This window comes from Streptomyces violaceoruber, assembly GCF_033406955.1.
Classification (GTDB): domain Bacteria; phylum Actinomycetota; class Actinomycetes; order Streptomycetales; family Streptomycetaceae; genus Streptomyces; species Streptomyces violaceoruber.
In genome coordinates, this window is the sequence record NZ_CP137734.1 from 2,629,367 (window position 1) to 2,653,725 (window position 24,359).

The window sequence follows — 24,359 nt, forward strand, 5'->3', positions numbered from 1 at the left end:
GTCGATATGGCCGGATCTTTCCCCCTCGGCCTTCTTGTGGCGCTTCGGCCCGCAAGGAAAGCTGCACATGTCGCGACGAACGCTGATTGCGGGAGCGGCATCCGGGAAAGCGACGGTCAGATCGCGTGGTGTGTCGTGATGTCGACATACGCGCGAGTAGTTAACAAAGTGCCGGATTGCCCACCGGAAGAGTGTGGGAAGGCTCCTGCGGTACGCCCCGCACGCACCAAGCAGGACCCACCTCCCCAGCAGTCATCCGCCCACCCAGTTGACGCGGACAGGAGCGGTCATGCCCGCCACGCACCACTCGTCAGCCACCTCCGCGGAGCGCCCCACGGTCGTCGGGCGCATCCCCGTCCTGGACGTCCGTCCGGTCGTCCAGCGGGGGCGCAGGCCGGCCAAGGCCGTCACCGGTGAGTCGTTCGAGGTCTCCGCCACCGTGTTCCGGGAAGGGCACGACGCGGTGGGGGCCAACGTCGTCCTGAGAGATCCGCGGGGCCGGCCGGGCCCCTGGACGCCGATGCGGGAGCTGGCCCCGGGCACCGACCGCTGGGGCGCCACCGTCACCGCGGGCGAGACCGGGACGTGGTCGTACACCGTGGAGGCGTGGGGCGATCCGGTCACCACCTGGCGGCACCACGCCCGGATCAAGATCCCGGCGGGCCTGGACACGGACCTGGTCCTGGAGGAGGGCGCCCGGCTGTACGAGCGGGCCGCCGCCGACGTGCCCGGACGCGAGGACCGGCGTGAACTGCTGGCCGCCGTGGACGCGCTGCGGGACGAGAGCAGGCCGGCCGCGTCCAGGCTGGCGGCGGCGTTGACGCCTCAGGTGGACGCGGTCCTGGCCCGCCACCCGCTGCGGGACCTGGTCACCTCCTCCGACCCCCTCCCCCTGCTCGTCGAACGCGAACGCGCCCTCTACGGCGCCTGGTACGAGTTCTTCCCCCGCTCCGAAGGCACCCCCCACACCCCGCACGGCACCTTCCGCACCGCCGCCCGCCGGCTGCCCGCCATCGCCGCCATGGGCTTCGACGTCGTCTACCTCCCCCCGATCCACCCCATCGGCACCACTCACCGCAAAGGCCGCAACAACACCCTCTCCGCCACCGGTGACGACGTCGGCGTCCCCTGGGCCATCGGCTCCCCCGAAGGCGGCCACGACAGCATCCACCCCGCCCTGGGCACCCTCGACGACTTCGACCACTTCGTCACCGAAGCCGCCCGACACGGCCTGGAGATCGCCCTCGACTTCGCCCTCCAGTGCTCCCCCGACCACCCCTGGGTCCACAAACACCCCGAGTGGTTCCACCACCGCCCCGACGGCACCATCGCCCACGCCGAGAACCCGCCCAAGAAATACCAGGACATCTACCCCATCGCCTTCGACGCCGACCCCGACGGCCTCGCCACCGAAACCGTCCGCATCCTGCGCCACTGGATGGACCACGGCGTGCGCATCTTCCGCGTCGACAACCCCCACACCAAACCCGTCGCCTTCTGGGAACGCGTCATCGCCGACATCAACGGCACGGACCCCGACGTCATCTTCCTGGCCGAGGCCTTCACCCGCCCCGCCATGATGGCCACCCTCGCCCAGATCGGCTTCCAGCAGTCCTACACCTACTTCACCTGGCGCAACACCAAGCAGGAACTGACCGAGTACCTGGAGGAGCTGTCCGGCGAGGCGGCGGCGTACATGCGGCCCAACCTGTTCGCCAACACCCCCGACATCCTGCACGCCTACCTCCAGCACGGCGGCCGCCCCGCCTTCGAGGTCCGCGCCGTCCTCGCCGCCACCCTCTCCCCCACCTGGGGCATCTACAGCGGCTACGAACTCTGCGAGAACACCCCCCTGCGCGAGGGCAGCGAGGAATACCTCGACAGCGAGAAGTACCAGCTCAAACCCCGCGACTGGACCCGCGCCGCCCGCGAGGGCACCACCATCGCCCCCCTCGTCACCCGCCTCAACACCATCCGGCGCGAGAACCCGGCTCTGCGCCAACTGCGCGATCTGCACTTCCACCCCACGGACAAGGAAGAGGTGATCGCCTACTCGAAGCGGCAGGGGTCGAACACGGTTCTGGTGGTCGTGAACCTCGACCCCCGCCACACCCAGGAGGCGACGGTCTCGTTGGACATGCCGCAACTCGGCCTGGACTGGCACGAGTCGGTGCCGGTACGCGACGAGCTGACCGGCGAGACCTACCACTGGGGCAGGGCCAACTATGTGCGCCTGGAGCCGGGCCGTACGCCCGCGCACGTCTGCACGGTTCTGCGACCGTCCCACCCGCAGATCGGAGGGTCACACACCACATGATCGTCAACGAGCCCGTGCCGGACACCTTCGAGGACACCCCCGCCAAGGACCGGGACCCGGACTGGTTCAAACGAGCCGTCTTCTACGAGGTCCTCGTCCGCTCCTTCCAGGACAGCAACGGCGACGGCATCGGTGATCTCAAGGGCCTGACCGCCAAGCTGGACTACCTGCAATGGCTCGGCGTGGACTGCCTGTGGCTCCCGCCCTTCTTCAAGTCACCGCTGCGCGACGGCGGTTACGACGTCTCCGACTACACCGCCGTGCTGCCGGAGTTCGGCGACCTGGCCGACTTCGTGGAGTTCGTGGACGCGGCACACCAGCGCGGCATGCGCGTGATCATCGACTTCGTCATGAACCACACCAGCGACCAGCACCCGTGGTTCCAGGAGTCCCGCAAGAACCCGGACGGCCCCTACGGCGACTACTACGTCTGGGCCGACGACGACAAGCAGTTCCAGGACGCGCGGATCATCTTCGTCGACACCGAGGCGTCCAACTGGACCTACGACCCGGTGCGCAAGCAGTACTACTGGCACCGGTTCTTCTCCCACCAGCCGGACCTCAACTACGAGAACCCGGTCGTGCAGGAGGAGATGATCTCCGCGCTGAAGTTCTGGCTGGACCTGGGCATCGACGGGTTCCGGCTGGACGCGGTGCCGTACCTCTACCAAGAGGAGGGCACCAACTGCGAGAACCTCCCGCGCACGCACGACTTCCTGAAGCGGGTGCGCAAGGAGATCGACGCGCAGTACCCGGACACGGTGGTGCTGGCCGAGGCCAACCAGTGGCCGGAGGACGTGGTCGACTACTTCGGCGACTACGCGGCGGGCGGCGACGAGTGCCACATGGCCTTCCACTTCCCCGTCATGCCCCGCATCTTCATGGCGGTCAGAAGGGAGTCCCGCTACCCGGTCTCCGAAATCCTCGCCAAGACCCCGGCCATCCCGTCCGGCTGCCAGTGGGGCATCTTCCTGCGCAACCACGACGAGCTGACCCTGGAGATGGTCACCGACGAGGAACGCGACTACATGTACGCGGAGTACGCCAAGGACCCGCGCATGCGCGCCAACATCGGCATCCGGCGCAGGCTCGCCCCGCTCCTCGACAACGACCGCAACCAGATCGAGCTGTTCACCGCCCTGCTGCTGTCCCTGCCCGGCTCGCCGATCCTCTACTACGGCGACGAGATCGGCATGGGCGACAACATCTGGCTCGGCGACCGCGACGCCGTGCGCACCCCCATGCAGTGGACGCCCGACCGCAACGCGGGCTTCTCGTCGTCCGACCCGGGCCGCCTGTTCCTGCCCACGATCATGGACCCGGTCCACGGTTACCAGGTGACGAACGTCGAGGCGTCCATGGCCTCGCCCTCCTCCCTGCTGCACTGGACCCGGCGCATGATCGAGATCCGCAAGCAGAACGTGGCCTTCGGCCTGGGCACCTACACCGAGCTGCCGTCGTCCAACCCTGCCGTCCTGGCCTTCCTGCGCGAACACGAGGACGACCTGGTGCTGTGCGTCCACAACTTCTCCCGGTTCGCGCAGCCGACGGAGCTGGACCTCAGCGCCTTCGACGGACGCCATCCGGTCGAGCTGTTCGGCGGGGTCCGCTTCCCGGCGGTCGGTGACCTGCCGTACCTGCTGACCCTGGGCGGTCACGGCTTCTACTGGTTCCGCCTGCGCAAGGACGCCGCCTGAGGGAAAGGACGCGACACGCCATGCCGGAAGCCGTCATACGCACCGACACCAGCCCGCCGGGACTCCTCGCGTCCCTCGACCCCCTGTTGCGGGAGTGGCTGCCGCGGCAACGCTGGTTCGCCGGCAAGGGCCGCCCGGTCACCGGCTTCTCCCTGGTCGCCGCGACCGAACTGCTCCCCGCCGACTCCCGCCTCGGCCTCCACCACGTGCTGGTCCGCGCCCACCAGCGGCACACCCCGGCCGGAGGCGGGGCTCAGGAGCCGGGCGACTGCTACCAGCTCCTGATCGGCACCCGCGAGGCGCTGCCGCCCCGGCTCGCGCCCGCCCTGATCGGTCATGTGACCGAGGGCCCGGCGGCCGGGCGCACCGCCTACGACGCCCTGTACGACACCCGTCCCGCCGAGGTGCTGCTGGAGGCGCTGCGCACGCGGGCCCGCATCGGCGGGCTGCGCTTCGAGCGGGCACCGGACGACGTCATACGCGCGGGGCTGGTGCCGCGGCTGATGACCGCCGAGCAGTCGAACTCGTCGGTCGTGTACGGAGATACGTTCATCCTCAAGGTGCTGCGGCGGATCGTGCCCGGCGTCAACCCCGACCTGGAACTGCCGCTGGCCCTGGCACGCGAGGGCTGCCCCCGGGTGCCCGCACCGGCGGGGTGGATGGTGGCGGACCTGGCCGGCCGGACCTGGGTGCTGGGCGTGCTCCAGCCCTATCTGCAGGGCGCGACCGACGGCTGGGAGCTGGCGCTGCGCGAGCTGGCCAAGGGCGAGGACTTCGCCGCCGAGGCCCGGGCACTCGGGCGGGCCACCGCCGAGGTGCACACCGCGCTGGCCCGCGCGCTGCCGACCGTCACCCTCGGCCACGCCCAGGCCCGGCAGCTCGCCGACGGCATGACCGAGCGGCTGGAGGCGGCGGCGCGGGCCGTGCCCCTGCTCCGGTCGTACGCGCCCGGGCTGCGGACGGCGTTCACGGCGTTGGCGGACCTGGCCTCCGAGGGCCGAGCCTGGTCGGCACAGCGCGTCCACGGCGACCTGCACCTCGGCCAGTGCCTGCGCTCCCCCGACGGGGAGTGGTCCCTGATCGACTTCGAGGGGGAACCGGCGAAGCCCCTGGCCGAGCGCCGGCTGCCGCAGCCCGCGGTGCGGGACGTCGCGGGGATGCTGCGCTCCTTCGACTACGCCGCGCACTCGGCCGACGTACGTGTACCGGGCTGGGCCGAGTCCTGCCGGGCCGCGTACTGCACCGGGTACGCGGAGGCGGGCGGCCACGACCCGCGCACCGACCCGGTGCTGCTGCGCGCCTACGAGACGGACAAGGCGGTCTACGAGGTCCTGTACGAGGCCCGGCACCGTCCCGAGTGGCTCGAGGTGCCCCTGGCGGCGGTGCGCCGCCTGTCCGTGCCCGAGCCGGCATGACGTCCGCGTCCGCTCCCACTGTGCCCAGGAGGCCCCACCCGTGACCCCCCGCCCCTCGTCCAGCGGTCCCGACCCGAGGAAGACGACCGGGAAGAAGCCGGCCGGGAAGACGCCGACCGGGAAGAAGCCGGCCAAGGCCGCGAAGAAGAAGGCGCCCCGGAGGACCACCGCCTCCGCCAACGCGTCCGCCACCACCTCCGTCTCCGGGGCAGAGGTCGCCGTCTCCCCCGCCCCGGACGCCGCCGACCGGGAGCGGCTGCTCGCCGGCACGCACCACGATCCGCACGCGGTGCTCGGTGCCCATCGGGTGCCCGGCGGGGTCGCGTTCCGGGTGTTCCGGCCGTACGCCCTGGCCGTGACCGTGCTGTCCGGGGAGCTGCGGGTCGGGCTGCACGACGACGGGGACGGCTTCTTCTCCGGCCTGGTGCCGCTGAAGGACGTCCCGGCCCACCGTCTCCTCGTGGCGTACGAGGGGACGGAACAGGAGGTCGAGGACCCGTACCGCTTCCTGCCCACCCTGGGCGAGCTGGACCTCCACCTGCTCGGCGAGGGGCGGCACGAGCAGCTGTGGCGGGCGCTCGGCGCGCACCCGACGACGCACGAAGGGGTGGCGGGCACCCGGTTCGCGGTGTGGGCACCGAACGCGCGCGGGGTCCGGGTGGCCGGCGGCTTCAACTTCTGGGACGGCACCGGCCACCCGATGCGCTCGCTCGGGTCGACCGGGGTGTGGGAGCTGTTCCTGCCGGGCGTCGGCGCGGGCGAGCTGTACAAGTTCGAGATCACCAGGCCCGACGGTTCGCGCACCTTCCGCGCCGACCCGCTGGCCCGGCGTACGGAGGTGCCACCGGCCACGTCCTCCGTCGTGCACGCCTCGCACTACACGTGGGGCGACGAGGAGTGGCTGGCCCACCGCGCGGACGCGCCCGCGCACGAGGCGCCGATGTCCGTGTACGAGGTCCACCTGCCCTCCTGGCGCCCCGGCCTGACCTACCGGCAACTGGCCGAGCAGCTCCCCGCCTACGTCGCGGACCTCGGCTTCACCCACGTCGAGCTGATGCCGTTCGCCGAGCACCCCTTCGGCGGCTCCTGGGGGTACCAGGTCACCGGCTTCTACGCGCCCACGGCCCGGCTCGGCGACCCCGACGACTTCAAGTACCTGGTCGACCGGCTGCACCGGGCCGGGATCGGCGTGCTGATGGACTGGGTACCGGCGCACTTCCCGCGCGACGACTGGGCGCTGGCCGAGTTCGACGGGCGCCCGCTGTACGAGCACTCCGATCCGCTGCGGGCCGCGCATCCGGACTGGGGGACGCTGGAGTTCGACTTCGGGCGCCGGGAGGTGCGCAACTTCCTGGTGGCCAACGCCGTGTACTGGTGCGAGGAGTTCCACATCGACGGGCTGCGCGTGGACGCGGTCGCCTCGATGCTGTACCTCGACTACTCGCGCGAGCCGGGCCAGTGGGAGCCGAACGAGCACGGCGGCCGGGAGAACCTGGACGCGGTGGCGTTCCTCCAGGAGATGAACGCGACGCTGTACCGGCGGGTGCCCGGTGTCGTGACGGTGGCGGAGGAGTCGACGGCCTGGGACGGGGTCACCCGGGCCACGCACCACGAGGGGCCGAGCGGCTTCGGCGGGCTCGGCTTCGGGCTGAAGTGGAACATGGGCTGGATGCACGACTCGCTCGACTACATGAGCCACGAGCCGGTGCACCGCAAGCACCACCACGGGGAGATGACCTTCTCCATGGTGTACGCGTACAGCGAGAACTACGTGCTGCCGATATCCCACGACGAGGTGGTGCACGGCAAGAGGTCCCTGGTGTCGAAGATGCCCGGCGACTGGTGGCAGCAGCGCGCCAACGAGCGGGCGTACCTCGGCTTCATGTGGGCCCACCCCGGCAAGCAACTCCTGTTCATGGGGCAGGAGTTCGCGCAGGGCGCGGAGTGGTCGGAGGCGCACGGCCCCGACTGGTGGCTGCTCGACCCGGAGTACGGGGCGTCGGCGGACCACCGGGGCGTGCGCGACCTGGTGCGGGACCTGAACACCGTCTACCGGGCGACGCCCGCGCTGTGGCGGCGCGACACCCACCCTTCCGGTTTCTCCTGGGTGGTCGGCGACGCGGCCGAGGACAACGTCCTGGCGTTCCTGCGGCTGGACGCCGACGGCACCCCGCTGCTCGCGGTGTCGAACTTCGCCCCGGTGGTCCGCTCCGGCTACCGCCTCGGCGTGCCCGACGAGGTCCCGGCCTGGCACGAGGTGCTCAACACCGACGCGGCGCGGTACGGCGGCGGCGACGTGGTCAACCCGGACCCGGTCAAGCCGGAGCCGCAGGGGTGGCACGGCCGCCCGGCGAGCATCCGGCTGACCCTGCCGCCCCTGGCGACGGTGTGGCTGCGTCCGGCCTGACCTGCCGGCCCGCCGGTCAGCCCGCGTCCTCCAGGCCCTTGGGCAGCGGCTCGCTGTGCAGGACGCCGAGGTGCTGGGTGGCGCGGGTGAGGGCGACGTACAGGTCGCTGGTGCCGTAGCGGCCGGGCTCGACGACCAGGACGGAGTCGAACTCCAGGCCCTTGGACTGGCGCGGGTCGAGCAGCACGACGCGGTGGGTGAGGTCGGGCTCGGCGTCCGCCGTCACGCCGTCCAGGCGGGCTGCCAGGACCCGGTGCAGCTCGCGCGGGGCGATGACGGCGAGGCGGCCCTCCTCGGGGGTCAGCTCCCGGACCGCCTCGGCCACGGCGGCCGGGAGGTCGCCGGTCGCGCGGACCCAGGGGCGTACGCCGGTCGAGCGCACCGAACTCGGCGGCGTGAACTCCGGGTCGTCGGCGCGGACCACGGCCGCCGCGAGGTCCATGACCTCGGCCGGGGTGCGGTAGTTGACGCCCAGGCGGGTGTGCTCCCAGCGGTCCTCGACGTAGGGGGCGAGGATCTTCGACCAGGAGCCGACACCGGCCGCCTCCGCGGTCTGCGCCGGGTCGCCGACCAGGGTCATCGAGCGGGTGGGGCAGCGGCGCATGAGCAGCCGCCAGGCCATCGGGGACAGCTCCTGCGCCTCGTCCACGATGATGTGCCCGAACGCCCAGGTGCGGTCGGCCGCGGCGCGTTCGGCGGCGCTGCGGTGGTCGTCCTCCTCCTGGCGCTCGGCGAAGCGCTCGGCGTCGATGATGTCGTGCGCGGACAGGACCTCGGCGTCCTCCTCGTCCTTGTCCTCGAACTCGTAGGTGCGGGACGCGTACGACACGTCGAGGACGCCCTGCGCGTAGGCGATCTGCTCCTCCCGCTCGCGTTCGGCGCGGGAGCGGGCGATCCGGTCGTCGACGCCGAGCAGTTCGGCGGCCTCGTCCAGCAGGGGCACGTCGGCGACGGTCCAGCGCCGGGTGACCGGGCGGCGGACGGCGGCGGCGTCCTCGGCGGGGAGGAAGGACTCCGGGGCGGCGAGGAGGTCGGCGACCAGGCGCTGCGGCGTGAGCCGGGGCCACAGCCGGTCGACGGCGGACCAGACCTCGGGGTTCTCGGCGAGTTCGTCGCGGATCTGGGTGATGTCGCTGGGGTCGAGGAGGTTGCTGCCGTCGTAGGGGTCGGTGCCGATGCGCTCGGCGACCATGTCGGTGAGGGTGTTGAGGATGTGTCCCTCGAAGTGTTCGCGGGCCGCGTTGTGCGGCAGCTTGGCGGCGCGGGTGCGCTCGCGGGCGACGTTGACCAGGTCGTCGTCGAGCATGAGGATGTCGCGGTCGTGCTCGATCGCGATCACCGGGTCGGGCAGTGCCTGCCGGGCGCGGACCGCCTCCGCGAGCACGTCGGCCATCTCGGCCCGGCCCTTCACGGCCGCCGCCTCGGGGGTGTCCGTCGCCGTGGCCTTCACGCCGGGGAACAGCTCGCCGACGGTGGCGAGGAGCACGCCGGTCTCGCCGAGCGAGGGCAGCACCTCGCCGATGTAGCCGAGGAAGGCCGGGTTGGGGCCGACGATGAGGACGGCGCGCTTGGCGAGCAGTTCGCGGTGCTCGTAGAGGAGGTAGGCGGCGCGGTGCAGGGCGACGGCGGTCTTGCCGGTGCCGGGGCCGCCCTCGACGACCAGGACGCCGCGGTGCGGGGCGCGGATGATGCGGTCCTGGTCGGCCTGGATGGTCTGCACGATGTCGCCCATGCGGCCGGTGCGCGCGGAGTTCAGCGCGGCGAGCAGCACGGCGTCGCCGGAGGGGTCCTCGTGGCCGGTGCGCCTCTCGTCGCCGAGGTCGAGGATCTCGTCGTGCAGCGCGGTGACCGTGCGGCCCTCGCTGGTGATGTGCCGACGGCGGCGCAGCCCCATCGGGGTGTGGCCGGTGGCCAGGTAGAAGGGGCGGGCGACGCCGGCCCGCCAGTCGATGAGGACGGGGGTGCGTTCGGCGTCGTCGGCGCGCAGGCCGATGCGGCCGATGTGGTGGCCCTGCCCGGAGGTGAGGTCGATCCGGCCGAAGCAGAGGGAGCCGTCCACCGCGTTGAGCGCGGCGAGCAGCCCGGAGCGCTCGGCGACCAGGATGTCCCGCTCCAGACGGGCCTGCTGGGGGGTGTTGCCCTGCGCGAGCGCGTCGGTCACGGAGTCCTCGGCGTCGCCGCGCAGCGCGTCCACGCGCGCGTACAGTCCGTCGATGAATTCCTGCTCGTGCAGCAATTCATCGTCCGGAAATTCGGTGTTTGACAATTCCACTCCCGGCCGCATATACTGTGCCTACTGAACTTCTTCGCGACCTCATTCCTGTGAAGTCACGAATCAACGAATATACGCAGAGAAATCCCCCGAGCGCAATTGCTCGGGGGATTTCTTCTGCGCCGGCCAGTCCGCGCGCCGGGCCGGTCAGACCACGTCGGCCAGCTCCTCCAGCAGCCGCCGCTTGGGCCGGGAGCCGACCATCGACTTCACCGGCTCACCGCCGCGGAACACCATGAACGTCGGCATCGACAGCACCTTGTACGCGTTCGTGGTCGCCGGGTTCTGGTCGACGTTCAGCTGCACCACGCGGAACCGGTCACCCTCCTCCTCGGCCAGGGCGCTGAGCACCGGCGCCATCTGCCGGCACGGCGGGCACCAGTCGGCGGTGAACTCCACCAGCACGGGCAGCTCGGAGCCGATCACCTCCGCCGCGAAGTCCGTGTCCGTCACCTCGGGCACCCCGCTGGTCTTCATCCGTGTCCTCCCAGTTCGCACTTGGGCTCCGGACCCCCCGGAGCCGCCGCCTCGGCCCGCGTCAGCTGTGCGGCGACCTGCGCGCGCACCGACGTGAGCTGCTCGATCAGCGTGTCCAGCTCGGCCAGCTTGCGCCGGTAGACCACGAGGGACGCCGGACAGGAGTCGCCCTCCGGGTGCCCGGCGCGCAGGCACTCCACGAAGGGGCGGGTCTCCTCCAGGTCGAACCCGAAGTCCTGGAGGGTCCTGATCTGCCGCAGCAGCTTCAGGTCGTCCTCGTCGTAGGTCCGGTAGCCGTTGCCGCCCCGCCGCGCGGGCAGCAGACCCCGCGACTCGTAGTACCGCAGCGTCCGCGTGGTGGTCCCGGCCCGTGCGGCCAGCTCGCCGATTCGCATGGGGACGAACGTAAGCCTTGACGCGGACGTCAAGGCAAGAAGCCCCGCGCGGGGGGTGCGCGGGGCTTCTTCGGGGGGCCGGGCGGCTGAGCAACGGGGGGAGCACCTCAGCCGCCCGGGGTGTGCGGGAGCCGCCCCGGCACGCGGGGGCGTCGTACGGCCGTCAGGCCTTCGCCAGCTCCTTCTCGCCGCCCTGCTCGGGCAGGTCCGGCGCACCGGCGCCGTCACCGTCGGCGGGGCCGTGACCGTCGTCCAGGAGGGTCTTCTCGTCGAACGGGGCCCGGCCGGCCAGCACCTCGTTCACCCGGTCCTTGTCGATCTCCTTGGTCCAGGTGCCGATGAGGACGGTGGCGACGGCGTTGCCGCCGAAGTTGGTCAGCGCGCGGGCCTCGCTCATGAAGCGGTCGATGCCGACGATCAGGCCGATGCCGTCCACCAGGGCGGGCTTGTGCGACTGGAGGCCGCCGGCCAGCGTGGCGAGACCGGCGCCGGAGACACCGGCGGCGCCCTTGGAGGCCACCAGCAGGAAGAGCAGCAGCGGGATCTGCTCGCCGATCGACATCGGCGTGCCCATGGCGTCCGAGATGAACAGCGAGGCCATGGTCATGTAGATCATGGTGCCGTCGAGGTTGAACGAGTAGCCGGTCGGGACGGTGATGCCGACCACCGGCTTGCTGATTCCGAGGTGCTCCATCTTCGCGATGAGGCGGGGCAGCGCCGACTCGGAGGAGGAGGTGGACAGGATCAGCAGGAACTCGCGGCCCAGGTACTTGAAGAGCGAGAAGACGTTGATCCCGGCGACGACGCGCAGCACCGTGCCGAGCACCACGAAGAGGAAAATGACGCAGGTCGCGTAGAAGCCGAGCATCAGCACGGCCAGGCTCTTGAGGGCGTCGACGCCGGCCGAGCCGGTGACGGCGGCGATGGCACCGAAGGCACCGACCGGGGCGGCCCACATGATCATCGCCAGGACGCGGAAGACCAGCCGCTGGATGTGCTCGATACCGCGCAGGACGGGCTGCCCGGCGTTGCCCATGGCCTGAAGTGCGAAGCCGCAGAGCAGGGCGATGAGCAGGGTCTGGAGCACCTCGCCCGCCGTGAAGGCGGAGACGATGGTGGTCGGGATGATGCCCATCAGGAAGTCGACGGTGCCCTTGGCCTCCGCGTCGACCTGCGCCTGGCCGGTCTCCTTGACGGCGTCGGTGACCGCGAGGCCCGTGCCCGGGTCCAGGATGTTGCCGACGATCAGGCCGATGGCGAGCGCCACCAGTGACATGACCAGGAAGTAGCCCAGGGCGATGCCGCCGACCGCGCCGACCTTGGCGGCCTTGCGGACCGAGCCGATGCCCAGCACGATCGTGCAGAAGATGATCGGGGAGATCATCATCTTGATCAGGTTCACGAAGCCGGTGCCGAGCGGCTTCAGCTCGGTGGCGAAGTCGGGGGCGGCCAGACCGACGGCGATACCGAGGGCGACCGCGATGATCACGGCGATGTAGAGATAGTGCGTGCGGTCGCGCTTGGCTTTGGGTGCGGCAGGTGCCGTAGCGGCTTCGCTGGTCACGGCGGCCCTCCTTGACGACGTCGTCGGCATCACCGGCGTGCGGCTCACGTCCGGGGGTGTGTAGCGGGGACTGGGTGACTATCTCCCGGCGTGTGAGCGCGGTCACCCTTGCGTTCATTTAGTTCACAATCCAGCCACGAGGGAGACTGGCGGCATGCACCTCCGCGTCCCGAGACCCCGCAGCCTGGCGGGGCAGCTCTTCGCCATGCAGGCCGTCCTGATAGCGGTCGTCGTGGTCGGGTACGCGCTGTTCAGCTACATCAGCGACCGGGGGCAGGCGGAGGAGGCGGCCGGGCGCCAGGCCAGGGCGGTGTCGCTGGCGATCGCCGACTCGCCGTCCGTGGCGGAGGCCATCCGCACCCCGGACCCGACGGCACTCCTCCAGCCGTACGCGGTGCGGGTCATGCGGGACACGGACGTGGACTTCGTGACGATCATGAATCCGGAGGGCATCCGCTGGACCCACCCCGAGCCGACGGAAATCGGCCACCTCTTCCAGGGCCACATCGAGCGTGCGCAGCGGGGCCAGACCTTCACCGAGACCTACACGGGCACGCTCGGCCCCTCGGTGCGGGCGGTCACACCGATCGTGGACGACGGCCGGATCGTCGGCCTGGTCAGTGCCGGGATCAAGGTCGAGGAGATCAGCAAGCGGGCGCAGGAGCAGCTCACGGCCCTGTCGGGGGTGGCGGCGGGGGCGCTGCTGCTCGGCGCGGTCGGGACGTACGTGATCAACGCGCGGCTGCGCCGGCACACGCACGGCATGAACGCCGACGAGCTGAGCCGGATGCACGACTACCATCAGGCGGCGCTGCACGCGGTGCGGGAGGGGCTGCTGATGCTGGACGGGCAGTACCGTGTCGCGCTCATCAACGACGGCGGACGGGAGCTCCTCGGCGTGCGCGGTGACGTGGTCGGCGCCTCGGTGGCGGACCTGGGGCTGCCCTCGCAGCTGACGGGGGCGCTGCTGGCCTCGGAACCCCGGGTGGACGAGGTGCACCTGGCGGCGGAGCGGGTGCTGGTGGTGAACACCTCGCCGGTCTCCGGCGGTGAGCGCCGGGGGACGGTGGTGACGCTGCGGGACGTGACGGAGTTGCAGTCGCTGACGGGCGAGCTGAACTCGGAGCGCGGATTCACCCAGGCGCTGCGCTCCCAGGCGCACGAGGCGGCGAACCGGCTGCACACGGTCGTCTCGCTGATCGAGCTGGGGCGGGCGGAGGAGGCCGTGGAGTTCGCGACGGCCGAGCTGGAACTGGCACAGGCCCTCACCGACCAGGTGGTGGCGGCGGTGAGCGAGCCGGTGCTCGCGGCGCTGCTGCTGGGCAAGACGGCGCAGGCCAACGAGCGGGGAGTGGAGCTGGTGGTGTCCCAGGACAGCCGACTGGACGACGGACTGCTGCCGCCGTCGCTGCCCGCCCGGGACCTGGTGACGATCCTGGGCAACCTGGTGGACAACGCGGTGGACGCGACGCAGGGGGCGGTGCCGTCGCGGGTGACGGTGGCGGCGTACACGGAGGCTTCCGGCGCCGGCGGCTCCGAGCTGGTGCTGCGGGTGTCGGACACCGGTGCCGGGGTCGATCCCGCCCACGCCGACCTGGTCTTCCAGCGGGGCTACTCGACCAAGCCGGCCGGGGAGGGCGGACGCGGCCTGGGGCTCGCCCTGGTCCGGCAGGCGGTGCGGCGGCACGGCGGCGCCCTGACCGTCACGGAGGCGGAGGGCGGCGGCGCCCGCTTCGAGGCCCGGCTGCCGCTGGGTGACGGAGCGGCACCGGCCGCCGCGGCGGGCAGACCGGGCGCCGGGGGTGCGCTGTGAGCACCGCCGACTCGCAGCCCATCCGGGTCCTGGTCGTCGAGGACGACCCGGTCGCCGCCGACGCGCACGTGATGTACGTCGGCCGGGTGCCGGGGTTCGTCGCGGTCGGCAAGGCGCACACCGGTGCGGAGGCCCGCCGCATGCTGGACCGCACGCCGGTCGACCTGCTCCTGCTCGACCTGCACCTGCCGGACGTGCACGGACTCCAGCTGGCCCGGTCACTGCGGGCGGCGGGACACCACACCGACGTGATAGCGGTGACGTCGGCGCGGGACCTGACGATGGTGCGCGAGGGGGTGTCGCTGGGCGTCGTCCAGTACGTCCTGAAGCCCTTCACCTTCGCCACCCTGCGCGACCGCCTGGTCCGCTACGCGGAGTTCCGGGGCACCGCCGGGGAGGCCAGCGGCCAGGACGAGGTGGACCGCGCCCTGGCCACCCTCCGCGCCCCCGGCCCCGCGGCCCTGCCCAAGGGCCTGAGCGGCCCGACCCTGGAGCGGGTGACGGGCGCCCTGCGCGGCGCGGCCGAGGGCCTCACGGCCGCCGGGGTCGCGGAAGCGGTGGGCATCTCCCGCATCACGGCCCGGCGTTACCTGGAACACCTGGTGGACGCGGGCCGGGCGGGCCGGAGTCCGCAGTACGGTCAGGTGGGGCGGCCGGAGCTGGTGTACCGGTGGGTGCGGGGCCGGTGAGCCGTGCCGCCCTGCGGGCCTGCTCGGCCTCCTTGGGCGAGCCCGCGCGCTCGTAGGCGTCCGCGGCCTGCGTCATACGTACGCGCGCCCGCTCCGCGTCCCCGGCCGTCTCGTGCACGAGCCCGAGGGCGTACAGCGTCCGGGCGGCACCGTGCCAGTCCTCGAACTCCTCGCAGATGTCCAGACTGTCGAGGCAGGCGGTCACGGCTTCCGCCGTACGGCCGCGTGCGTTGAGGGCGACGGCGTAGTTGTGCCGGGCCCTGCCCTCGCGGGGCCGGTCCCCCGTCTCCCGGTAGAGGCCGAGAGCGGATCGCAGGGCGTCGAGGGCCTCGTCCACGCGCCCGGACTTGCGCAGTATCAGGGCGAGGTTGTTCCACACGCCGGCCTCGCTGTGCCGGTCGCCGGTGCGACGGAAGAGGCCGAGCGCGAGCCGGAAGGCGTCCACGGCGTCGTCGACCTGCCCGACGTCGCCCAGGATGGCGCCGAGGTTGGACAACGCCATGGCCCTGCCGTTGTCGTGGCCCAGGGAGTCGTACAGATCGTGCGCCCGTCGGTGGGCGTCGTACGCCTCCCTGAGACGGCGGTTGCCCCGCAGCGCGGTCCCCGTCCTGTTCCATGCGGCGGCCTCGGCGGCCTCGTCGCCCGCCCGGCGCGCGGCGGCGCACACGGCCCCGCACACGGTGACCGAGTCGTCGAAGCGGCGCCGCCAGTCCAGGTACTCACCGAGCGCGCCGGCGAGCCGTACGGCGTCGGCGGCCAGCTGCCGGTCCGTCGCCCACTGGACGGCGGCCACGAGCCCGGCACGCTCCGCGTCGAACCAGGCGAGTGCCTCCTCACGGCTCCGGAACGGCCCGGTCTCCTCGTCGTCCTCCGTGCGGGGCTTCAGGCGGGCGTCCGCCGCGCGGGCCCGCTCCAGGTAGTGCCGCAGCACACGCGCCCGCGCGGCGTCACCCTCTGCACGGGCCACCACTCCCGCCCCGAACACCCGCACCAGGTCGTGCAACCGCCACCATCCGCGCGTGCGCCCCCTCTCCACTAGGTGCGCCCGGGCAAGGGCGTGTTGGCCACGCACAGGAGGTCGGTCGGCACTGACCAGCGCGGCGACGACCTCGTCACTCACCTCGGGCCCCGGCGCGAGTGCAAGCAGGCGCAGCAGCCGGGCCTGCTCGGGCGGCAGCCGGCGGTAGGACAGCTCGAAGGCGGCGCGGACGCTGCGCTCGCCGTCGTCGAGCTGGTCCAGCCGGTCGTGGGCCTCGGCCAGTTCCGCCACGAGTTCCCTCACCGGCTTGCCCGGATCGGCCGCCAGCAGGGCCGCCGCGATCTGCAGGGCCAGCGGAAGGTGCCCGCAGAGGCTCGCGAGTCGGCCGGTCGTGCCGGGGTCGTCGCCCACCCGGCCGTCGTGCGGATCGGCGATCCGCAGGGCGCGGGCGAGGAGTTCGTACGCCTCCCTCGTCCCGAGTTCGTCCAGGGGGAGGAGCCGTGCACCGAGTTGGGGCAGCCGGTCGCGGGACGTGACCAGGACGCGGTGCCGGAAGTCGCCCGGCAGGAGAGGCCGTACCTGCTCCGCCGAGGAGGCGTTGTCGGCCAGGACCAGCATCCCGCCGCGCTCACCGGCCCGAACGGCCAGCGTCGAGCGGTAGAGCGCGGCCCGCTCGTCCGTCGTCGTGGGCATGTGTTCCGGCGGGGTGCCGAGAGCATGCAGCAGGGTTCGCAGACTTCGGTCCGCGGTGACGGGTTCCCGGTCGTAGCCGTGCAGGTCGATGAAGAGGATTCCGCCGGGGAACCAGCCCCGTTCCCAGGCGAGGTGCGCGGTCTCGACGGCGAGCGCGGTCTTGCCGATGCCGCCGAGACCGGACACGGAGGCGACCGGCGCCGCGGCGGACTGCGCACCGTCCGGGTCCAGCGCCCGCAACAGGTCCTCGGTCTCACGGTCCCGACCGATGAACCCGCCGGGCCTCGGCGGCAGGCCCGTCATCGCCTCCGGGACGGCCGTCCCGCCCTCCTGGACCACGACCTGTACGCCGACCACCTCGCGCAGGAAGACCCCGCCCCGGAAGTCGGTGTGGTCGCCGCCGTACCAGGACGCCCCGCTGCCCGGCGCGGACCGCTCCATGGCCCGTGCGACGGCACCGGCGACGCCGGACGGCCCGGCGGCGAGCAGCTCCGCCACCGTCTCGCCCCACTCCCGTACGGCATCCCGTCGCGCCGGTTCCGCCGCCGCCTTCGCGATGTCTCGTACGGACACGCCGGCACCGAGCCCCAGCACCCGCGCCAGCGCCTCCACCGCCCGTCGTCCACCGTCCCCGCCCGCACCCTCGGCCAGGGCCGCCAGCAATGCCGTTTCCATCCGCGCCGTACCTCCCTGCCGGAGGGACGATCACGCCGCCTTCGCGTACCACACGACCTGCGCGGCGAGCCCCGCCACGGCGAGCGCCTCCAGCACCGAGAGCGCGACGAGCAGCCGGGTGGCGTCCCCGTTCACCCAGAAAACGACCAGCGCCGCCAGGGGTACCGCGCAGAACGCCGTCAGGTCGATCACGGTCTGGATCGTCTTGCGGGACCGGCGCCGGGTGTCGCTCCGGTGGTACGCCTCCCACCCGAAGGTCGCGAACCCGCTCGTGTGCGCCGCCAGTTCGGCCAGCTTGGGTCCCAGATCATCCCGCACATATAGCCCGATCGCGGAGATCTTCTCGTCGTTGACGAGGTAGGTCCACCCGAGGACGAGGCACACCGGCGGCAGCGCGAGGAGCATCGACGGCTGCTCCGCCTGGGCGGTGGCGGCGATGACGGCGGCCACGACGGCGAGCGTCACGTAGAGGAGGTTGTCCCGGAACCCGATTCTGGCCCTCTGCTCGCTCTTCACGCTCTCGTACTCGGCGAGCAGCAACTGCCCCACCGTGACGTCCTGTTCCGGCACTCGAATCCCTTCTCCCAGCGGTAACTTATGACTATGCCGGACACCCAGCCCACCGTTCTGGTCCTGACCGCACTCCCGCTCGAATACGCCGCGGTCCGCGCACACGTGGAGGAGCGGGAGGAGCGAGTGCACCGGGACGGCACCCGGATCGAAGTGGGCCGACTGTCGTCGACTTCCTGGCACGTCGCCCTCGCCGAACTGGGCATGGGCGCCGAGCGCACCGCCGCTCTCACCACCCAGCTCATCCACTGGCTGCGCCCCGAGGCGGTGCTGTTCGTCGGGGTCGCGGGCAGTCTGAAGGACGACGTCGGGATCGGCGACGTCGTCGTGGGCACGCAGGTGTACGAGATCCACGGCGGCAAGCAGACCCCGGATGGCCTCCTGGTTCGGCCGAAGGCCCTGCCGGGCTCGCACGCGCTGGAGCAGACGGCCCGTTCCGCGGTGCGGGACATGCCCGGCGTACGGGCACACTTCATGCCGATCGCCACGGGGGATGTCGTCCTGGCGGACGCCGAGTCCGAGATCGCCCGGTTCCTCCGCCGGAACTACAACGACGCGGGCGCGATCGAGATGGAGGGCTCGGGCGCCCTTCGGGCGGCCCACCTGAGCGGCCAGTTGAACGCCCTGGTCATCCGGGGCATCAGCGACCGGGCCGACGCCGAGAAGCACAGGGCCGACGCCTCGGGTTCACAGCAGCGCGCCGCCGAGCAGGCCGCGGCGGTGACGGTGGCCGTGCTGCACAAGCACCGGCCCCGTGAGGGTTCCTCCGACTCCGGGGAGGAGCCCCAAGAGCTCCGGGCCAGGGGAGCGACGTACGGCGGAGACCACATCGACTTCCGGGGCGGCACCTTCCACGGCCCCGTCACCGGCAAGGGGGACCGGCGGCGTTAGGGCCGGCGCTCACGGTCCGGTCCCCCGAGCGACCGCCGCCCTGCCACCCCGGTCACCGGGCGTGGCATGTCACCCGCCTGCGTATCGCCGTCACCGTCCACCCGCCGGGGCTGCTCCAGACCGGGGATCACGCCCGGGCGGTCTTCGCGGCGGTGATCCCCCGCCTGTCCTCGGACGACATCGACGTCCCCAGCGGTCGCGCGGCGCCAGTCGGAGCACCTGCTGCGCATCTCCGACAGCGAGAACGTGAACCTGCGCGTCATCCCGTTCAAAGCCGGCAAGGCCGATCACCTCCTCCAGGGGTAATCCCGCGCACGCTCATTGACCTGACTAGACCATTCCTCTTACGTTCGCCACGCAGCCGTCCAGGCCACAGTGTCGTGTGCCCGTAGGAGGTCATGCCCGTGCGTCCCACCGTCCGGTTCACCGCCCTGTTCTCCCTCACCGCGCTCGCCGCCACCTCGCTCGCCGCCTGCTCGAGCGGCTCCGGCAGCGATCCGGACACGGTGAAGGTCTCCTTCAAGCAGTCGACGGACAACTCCATCAAGGTGATGGACACCTACCTCGGCGACATCAAGAAGCAGTTCGAGAAGGCCAACCCGGGGAAGAAGGTCGAGCTGGTGCCGATCAAGGCGCCGGACTCGGAGTACTACACCAAGCTCCAGCAGATGCTCCGCTCCCCCAAGACCGCGCCGGACCTGGTCTACGAGGACACGTTCCTCATCAACTCCGACATCACCAGCGGGTATCTGAAGCCGCTCGACGACTATCTCGCCGACTGGAAGGACTGGGACCAGTTCATCGACACGGCGAAGGCCGCGGCCAAGGGCGAGGACGGCAAGACGTACGGCGTGCCGGACGGGACGGACACCCGGGGCCTGTGGTTCAGCAAGGACGTGTTCGCCAAGGCCGGGCTGCCCGCCGACTGGCAGCCGAAGACCTGGGACGAGGTGCTCGACGCGGCCCGCACCATCAAGGAGAAGGTCCCCGGCGTCACACCGCTCAACGTCTACACCGGCAAGCCCGCCGGCGAGGCCGCGACCATGCAGGGCTTCGAGATGCTGCTGTACGGCACGGGCACGGGGAGCGGCGGCTCCGATCCGCTGTACGACAAGGGCAGCAAGAAGTGGATCACGGCGGGGCAGGGGTTCGAGGACTCCCTCTCCTTCGTCGAGACCGTGTACAAGGAGAAGCTCGGTCCGGAGGTCTCCGACGCGCTCGACCCCAACTTCGGCACCAAGGTGCGCGGTGAGCTGCTGCCGCAGGGCAAGCTCGGGATCGCGCTCGACGGCTCCTGGCTGCCGCAGGACTGGTTGGAGGGCAGCGGGCACGAGTGGCCCGAGTGGTCGAAGGAGCTGGGGCTCGCCGCCATGCCGACCCAGAACGGGCAGGCGCCGGGACGGGTGAGCATGTCGGGCGGCTGGACCTGGGCCATTCCGGCCAAGGCGGGCAACCCCGACCTGGCCTTCGAGTTCGTCAAGACGATGCAGACCAAGGCGAACGCCCAGAAGTGGTACGTCGCCAACTCCGGCATCTCCGTCCGCGAGGACGTCGCCGAGGACCCCGCCTACGTCGACGCCCAGCCCGGCATCAAGTTCTTCACCGACCTCGTCGCCGACACCCACTACCGGCCCGCCTACCCGGCGTACCCGAAGGTGTCCGTCGCCATCCAGGAGGCCATGGAGGGCGTGACGACCGGTGACAAGTCGGTCGAGGAGGCGGCGCGCGGCTACGACGAGGCGCTCAAGGAGGCCACCGACAACCAGGTGGTGAGCAAGTGACGGCCACCGCGCCGGAGCACGCCGGGCCGGAGGTGCGGAAGGCGCCCGCGTCTCCGCCCTCCGGCACCCGGCCCGGCACCGTCCGGCGCTCCCTCTTCCGCGCCCTGCCCGTCTCCCCCGCCGTCGTCCTGCTGCTGCTCTTCCTCGCCGGTCCGATCGTCTACTGCGTCGTCATCGCCTTCACCGACCTCCAGCTCACCGGGCAGGCGCAGGAGTCCTTCGTCGGGTTCGACAACTTCACCCGCGCCTTCAAGGACGAGGCGTTCCTCAACGCCGTATGGCTGACCCTGGTGTTCACCGTGCTGTCCTCGCTGATCGGGCAGAACACGCTGGGGCTCGCCCTGGCCTCGCTGATGCAGCGGGCCTCGAAGCCGGTCCGCACGCTCACCGGTGGCATCGTTGTCACGGCCTGGGTGCTGCCGGAGGTGGTGGCGGGCTTCCTGCTCTACGCCTTCTTCCGCCGCGAGGGCACCCTCAACGCCATCCTGGACTGGCTCCACCTTCCCTCCCAGAACTGGCTGTTCACGCTGCCGATCCTGGCGGTGTCCTTCGCCAACGTGTGGCGCGGCACGGCGTTCTCGATGCTGGTGTACTCGGCCGCGCTGAACGAGATCCCCAAGGAGGTCACCGAGGCCGCCGAGGTCGACGGCGCGAGCGGCTGGCGCCGGATGTGGCACATCACGCTGCCGATGATCCGGCGCTCCATCGGCACCAACCTGATGCTCAACACGCTCCAGACCCTGTCGGTCTTCGGGCTGATCTGGGTGATGACGCGGGGCGGGCCGAGCGGCAAGAGCCAGACGCTGCCGCTGTTCATGTACGAGCAGGCCTTCCAGAACAGCCTGATCGGGTACGGCACGGCGGTGGCGCTGCTGCTGTTGCTGATCGGCTCGCTGTTCTCGGTCGTGTACCTGCGCCTGCTGCGGACGGAGGTCTGAGATGACGGACACGGTCGCGCCTCGCCCGGCTTCTCGGACGTCCCGGGCGGCCCGCCGTACGACCCCCGCCGCCCGGCGCAACCGGCGCCGCACCGCCGCCGACGCCGGGCTGCTGGTGGCGGCCGCGGCCTTCGTACTGCCGCTGGCCTGGGTGGTGCTGTCCGCCCTCGACCCGCACGCGAGTCTGCGGGTGAAGGTCCCCGACGGGGTGACGCTGGACAACTTCGACGCGATCCTCACCCCGGAGATCACCTTCACCCCGCTGCTCAACAGCCTGATCCTGTGCGGCGGGGCGACGCTGCTGACGGTGGTGTGCGCGGTGCTCGCGGCGTATCCGCTCTCCCGCTTCCGGTCGCGGCTGAACCGGCCCTTCCTGCTGACGATCCTGTTCGCGACCAGCCTGCCGATCACGGCGATCATGGTGCCCGTCTACGCCCTGTTCGTGCGGGTGAACATGATCGACACCATGCAGGGGACGATCTTCTTCTTCGCCGCCTCGCAGCTGCCCTTCGCGATCTGGTTGATGAAGAACTTCATGGACGGGGTGCCGAAGGAGCTGGAGGAGGCGGCGTGGACGGACGGGGCGTCGTCCTTCCAGTCGCTGCTGCGGATCGTGCTGCCGCTGATGGGGCCAGGGGTGGCGGTGGTGACGGTGTTCTCGTTCGTGATGATGTGGGGGAACTTCTTCGTCCCCTTCATGCTGCTGCTCTCCCCCGACCAGATGCCCGCCTCGGTCAGCATCAACGACTTCTTCGGCAACCGGGGCATGGTGGCGTACGGACAGCTGGCGGCGTTCTCGATCGTCTACTCCACACCGGTCGTGCTGCTGTACGTGCTGATCTCCCGGCGACTGGGCGGCGGCTTCGCGCTGGGCGGTGCGGTGAAGGGGTAGGAGCCGGGGTGTGGGGCGGGGGCGCACCCGGGTCCGCGCACCCCCGTACGTTCCTACAATCCGTATCGCTGGCCGAACAGCCCGTAGTCAGCATCGCCGCGGACCCCTACGGTGTGGCGCGTGCGCCGACCCTCACCCGGCCCGAGCCAGTCGGGCCCTCCGTTCAACGCCCTCGCCGCCCGCCGGCTGCGTGCCGCCCTCAACATGGGACCCGAGCACGTCGCCCACGGCATACGGGTCTCGTACGGGCTGCCGTACGTCTCCCCCGACCTCGTCATCGCCTGGGAGCGGGGGACCGCCTTGCCCGAGGGGCCGGAGCTGACCGCGCTCGCCGGGGTGCTGTGGTGCTCGCCCGGTGAGCTGATCGGGCGGCCGCAGTCCCTGCGCGAGCACCGCGTCGCCCGCGGTCTGGCACCCGAGGACGTGGCCCGTGCGGTCGGGCTCGGTCTTCCCGCCTACCTGCGGATGGAGGAGTCGGACGACTGGCGCGGCACCGACCGCCAGTCGGCCCAGCTCGCCGACGTGCTGGGGCTCACGCTGCCCGACTTCGTGACCGTCACGGGGCGCGAGGAGAAGCTGGCCGACCTGCTGACGAGCGCGGTGACCACGCGCTGGCAGGGTTGTGTGCGCCCGATCGCCAAGCTGGCACCGCTGGACCGGCGCGTCCTGGAGAACGTCCTCCAGGTGCTGCACCAGGACTACCAGGGGCGGATGGCCGCCACCCTCAGCTGGGGCGGCGGCGCCCCCGACTCGAGCGCCGGGGGCCGGGACTTCCTCGACCGGATCGTGGACCACTTCTGGACGGCGGTCGAGAGGCACCCCTAGAGGGGAGGCCTAGAAGACGGACTCCGCCTCGTCCATCCGGTCCTTCGGGACCGTCTTCAGCTCGGTGACCGCCTCCGCCAGCGGCACCATCACCACGTCGGTGCCGCGCAGCGCCGTCATCCGGCCGAAGTCGCCCCGGTGCGCGGCCTCCACCGCGTGCCAGCCGAAGCGGGTGGCGAGGACGCGGTCGTACGCGGTGGGCACGCCGCCGCGCTGGACGTGGCCGAGGATGACCGGCTTGGCCTCCTTGCCGAGCCGGCGCTCCAGCTCGAAGGCGAGCGCGGTGCCGATGCCCTGGAAGCGCTCGTGGCCGAACTTGTCGATCGCGCCCTTGCCGTAGTCCATGGAGCCCTCGGCGGGGTGGGCACCCTCGGCGACGCAGACGACGGCGAACTTCTTGCCGCGGGAGAAGCGCTCCTCGACCATCTTGACCAGGTCGGCGGGGTCGAAGGGGCGCTCGGGCAGGCAGATGCCGTGGGCACCGGCGGCCATGCCGGACTCCAGGGCGATCCAGCCGGCGTGCCGGCCCATGACCTCGACGACCATCACGCGCTGGTGGGACTCGGCGGTGGTCTTGAGGCGGTCCATGGCCTCGGTCGCGACACCGACCGCCGTGTCGAAGCCGAAGGTGCGGTCGGTGGAGGAGATGTCGTTGTCGATGGTCTTCGGCACGCCGACCACCGGGAGCCCGGCGTCGGACAGCATCCGGGCGGCCGTGAGGGTGCCCTCGCCGCCGATCGGGATCAGGGCGTCGATGCCGAAGTTCTGGATCATGTCGCCCGCGTTCTCGCAGGCCTCGCGGAGCCGGTCGCGCTCCAGTCGGGAGGAGCCGAGGATGGTGCCGCCGCGGGCGAGGATGCCGCTGACCGCGTTGAGGTCCAGGGCGCGGTAACGGCCGTCCAGCAGCCCCGCGTAGCCGTCCTCGAAGCCGATGACCTCGTCGCCGTAGTTGTCCACCGCTCGGTGCACGACCGACCGGATCACTGCGTTCAGGCCGGGGCAGTCGCCGCCTGCGGTGAGAACTCCGATACGCATCGTGCTGTGTCTCCTGCTCGCTGTTGACACCGGT

19 protein-coding genes are annotated in these 24,359 nt (G+C 71.5%); 12 read left to right on the top strand and 7 right to left on the bottom strand.

Going from position 1 to position 24,359, the window contains the following annotated elements; genetic code table 11:
• Window positions 1–289 precede the first annotated feature (289 nt).
• Genes R2E43_RS11330 through glgB form a run of 4 tightly spaced genes read left to right on the top strand, consistent with a single transcriptional unit; the run spans window position 290 to window position 7,836 of the window.
• Entirely contained in the window at window positions 290–2,317 is a 2,028-nt protein-coding gene (locus tag R2E43_RS11330) for an alpha-1,4-glucan--maltose-1-phosphate maltosyltransferase (RefSeq protein ID WP_332056155.1), read from the top strand.
• On the top strand, window positions 2,314–4,014 hold the full coding sequence (gene treS, locus R2E43_RS11335) for a maltose alpha-D-glucosyltransferase (RefSeq protein WP_093457022.1): 1,701 nt from the start codon (window positions 2,314–2,316) through the stop codon (window positions 4,012–4,014). The genes R2E43_RS11330 and treS overlap by 4 nt, the downstream gene beginning before the upstream one ends.
• 20 nt (window positions 4,015–4,034) lie before the next feature.
• Window positions 4,035–5,429, top strand: coding sequence for a maltokinase N-terminal cap-like domain-containing protein (locus R2E43_RS11340; RefSeq protein WP_003973557.1), 1,395 nt, complete (start codon window positions 4,035–4,037; stop codon window positions 5,427–5,429).
• Window positions 5,430–5,469: 40 nt separating this feature from the next.
• On the top strand, window positions 5,470–7,836 hold the full coding sequence (gene glgB / locus R2E43_RS11345) for a 1,4-alpha-glucan branching enzyme (protein ID WP_332056156.1): 2,367 nt from the start codon (window positions 5,470–5,472) through the stop codon (window positions 7,834–7,836).
• Window positions 7,837–7,852: 16 nt separating this feature from the next.
• Here the strand turns inward: glgB and R2E43_RS11350 are convergent, their stop codons facing one another.
• The 4 genes from R2E43_RS11350 to R2E43_RS11365 all read right to left on the bottom strand — a co-directional run bounded on the left by R2E43_RS11350 (window position 7,853) and on the right by R2E43_RS11365 (window position 12,544).
• Window positions 7,853–10,120, bottom strand: coding sequence for a HelD family protein (locus tag R2E43_RS11350; protein WP_319707475.1), 2,268 nt, complete (start codon window positions 10,118–10,120; stop codon window positions 7,853–7,855).
• A gap of 135 nt (window positions 10,121–10,255) precedes the next feature.
• The gene (locus tag R2E43_RS11355) at window positions 10,256–10,570 is read right to left on the bottom strand and encodes a thioredoxin (protein WP_319707562.1); all 315 of its coding nucleotides are present in this window, start codon (window positions 10,568–10,570) and stop codon (window positions 10,256–10,258) included.
• A gap of 11 nt (window positions 10,571–10,581) precedes the next feature.
• Complete coding sequence (locus R2E43_RS11360; protein WP_003973561.1) at window positions 10,582–10,980, bottom strand: MerR family transcriptional regulator; 399 nt, start codon at window positions 10,978–10,980, stop codon at window positions 10,582–10,584.
• 163 nt (window positions 10,981–11,143) lie between these two features.
• On the bottom strand, window positions 11,144–12,544 hold the full coding sequence (locus R2E43_RS11365) for a C4-dicarboxylate transporter DctA (RefSeq protein ID WP_003973562.1): 1,401 nt from the start codon (window positions 12,542–12,544) through the stop codon (window positions 11,144–11,146).
• A gap of 154 nt (window positions 12,545–12,698) precedes the next feature.
• On the opposite strand from R2E43_RS11365, the gene R2E43_RS11370 reads away from it, so the two are divergent.
• The gene (locus R2E43_RS11370; protein WP_011030246.1) at window positions 12,699–14,357 is read left to right on the top strand and encodes a sensor histidine kinase; all 1,659 of its coding nucleotides are present in this window, start codon (window positions 12,699–12,701) and stop codon (window positions 14,355–14,357) included.
• Entirely contained in the window at window positions 14,354–15,046 is a 693-nt protein-coding gene (locus R2E43_RS11375) for a response regulator (RefSeq protein ID WP_003973564.1), read from the top strand. The genes R2E43_RS11370 and R2E43_RS11375 overlap by 4 nt, the downstream gene beginning before the upstream one ends.
• Here the strand turns inward: R2E43_RS11375 and tcrA are convergent.
• Window positions 14,931–17,216 (bottom strand): AfsR-like transcriptional regulator TcrA, encoded by a 2,286-nt coding sequence (gene tcrA / locus R2E43_RS11380; protein WP_332057112.1) that lies wholly within the window; start codon window positions 17,214–17,216, stop codon window positions 14,931–14,933. The genes R2E43_RS11375 and tcrA overlap by 116 nt on opposite strands.
• 207 nt (window positions 17,217–17,423) lie before the next feature.
• Window positions 17,424–17,963 carry a hypothetical protein gene (locus tag R2E43_RS11385; protein ID WP_093457020.1) on the bottom strand — a complete coding sequence of 180 codons (540 nt, stop codon included), beginning with the start codon at window positions 17,961–17,963 and terminating at the stop codon, window positions 17,424–17,426.
• 27 nt (window positions 17,964–17,990) lie between these two features.
• Here R2E43_RS11385 and R2E43_RS11390 point away from each other — a divergent pair, with 27 nt between their 5' ends.
• From R2E43_RS11390 to R2E43_RS11415, 6 genes are all read left to right on the top strand, one after another.
• Entirely contained in the window at window positions 17,991–18,854 is an 864-nt protein-coding gene (locus tag R2E43_RS11390) for a 5'-methylthioadenosine/S-adenosylhomocysteine nucleosidase family protein (protein WP_332056157.1), read from the top strand.
• A gap of 228 nt (window positions 18,855–19,082) precedes the next feature.
• Entirely contained in the window at window positions 19,083–19,160 is a 78-nt protein-coding gene (locus R2E43_RS11395) for a hypothetical protein (protein WP_326655720.1), read from the top strand.
• A gap of 92 nt (window positions 19,161–19,252) precedes the next feature.
• Window positions 19,253–20,635, top strand: coding sequence for an extracellular solute-binding protein (locus R2E43_RS11400; RefSeq protein WP_173668765.1), 1,383 nt, complete (start codon window positions 19,253–19,255; stop codon window positions 20,633–20,635).
• Window positions 20,632–21,573 (top strand): carbohydrate ABC transporter permease, encoded by a 942-nt coding sequence (locus R2E43_RS11405; protein WP_136208678.1) that lies wholly within the window; start codon window positions 20,632–20,634, stop codon window positions 21,571–21,573. The genes R2E43_RS11400 and R2E43_RS11405 overlap by 4 nt, the downstream gene beginning before the upstream one ends.
• Before the next feature lies 1 nt (window position 21,574).
• Window positions 21,575–22,465, top strand: a complete 891-nt coding sequence (locus R2E43_RS11410) for a carbohydrate ABC transporter permease (protein WP_003973570.1) — start codon at window positions 21,575–21,577, stop codon at window positions 22,463–22,465.
• A gap of 111 nt (window positions 22,466–22,576) precedes the next feature.
• The gene (locus tag R2E43_RS11415; RefSeq protein ID WP_003973571.1) at window positions 22,577–23,290 is read left to right on the top strand and encodes a helix-turn-helix domain-containing protein; all 714 of its coding nucleotides are present in this window, start codon (window positions 22,577–22,579) and stop codon (window positions 23,288–23,290) included.
• 9 nt (window positions 23,291–23,299) lie between these two features.
• Here R2E43_RS11415 and R2E43_RS11420 read toward each other — a convergent pair whose 3' ends face one another.
• On the bottom strand, window positions 23,300–24,325 hold the full coding sequence (locus tag R2E43_RS11420; RefSeq protein WP_003973572.1) for an ATP-dependent 6-phosphofructokinase: 1,026 nt from the start codon (window positions 24,323–24,325) through the stop codon (window positions 23,300–23,302).
• Window positions 24,326–24,359: the final 34 nt, after the last annotated feature.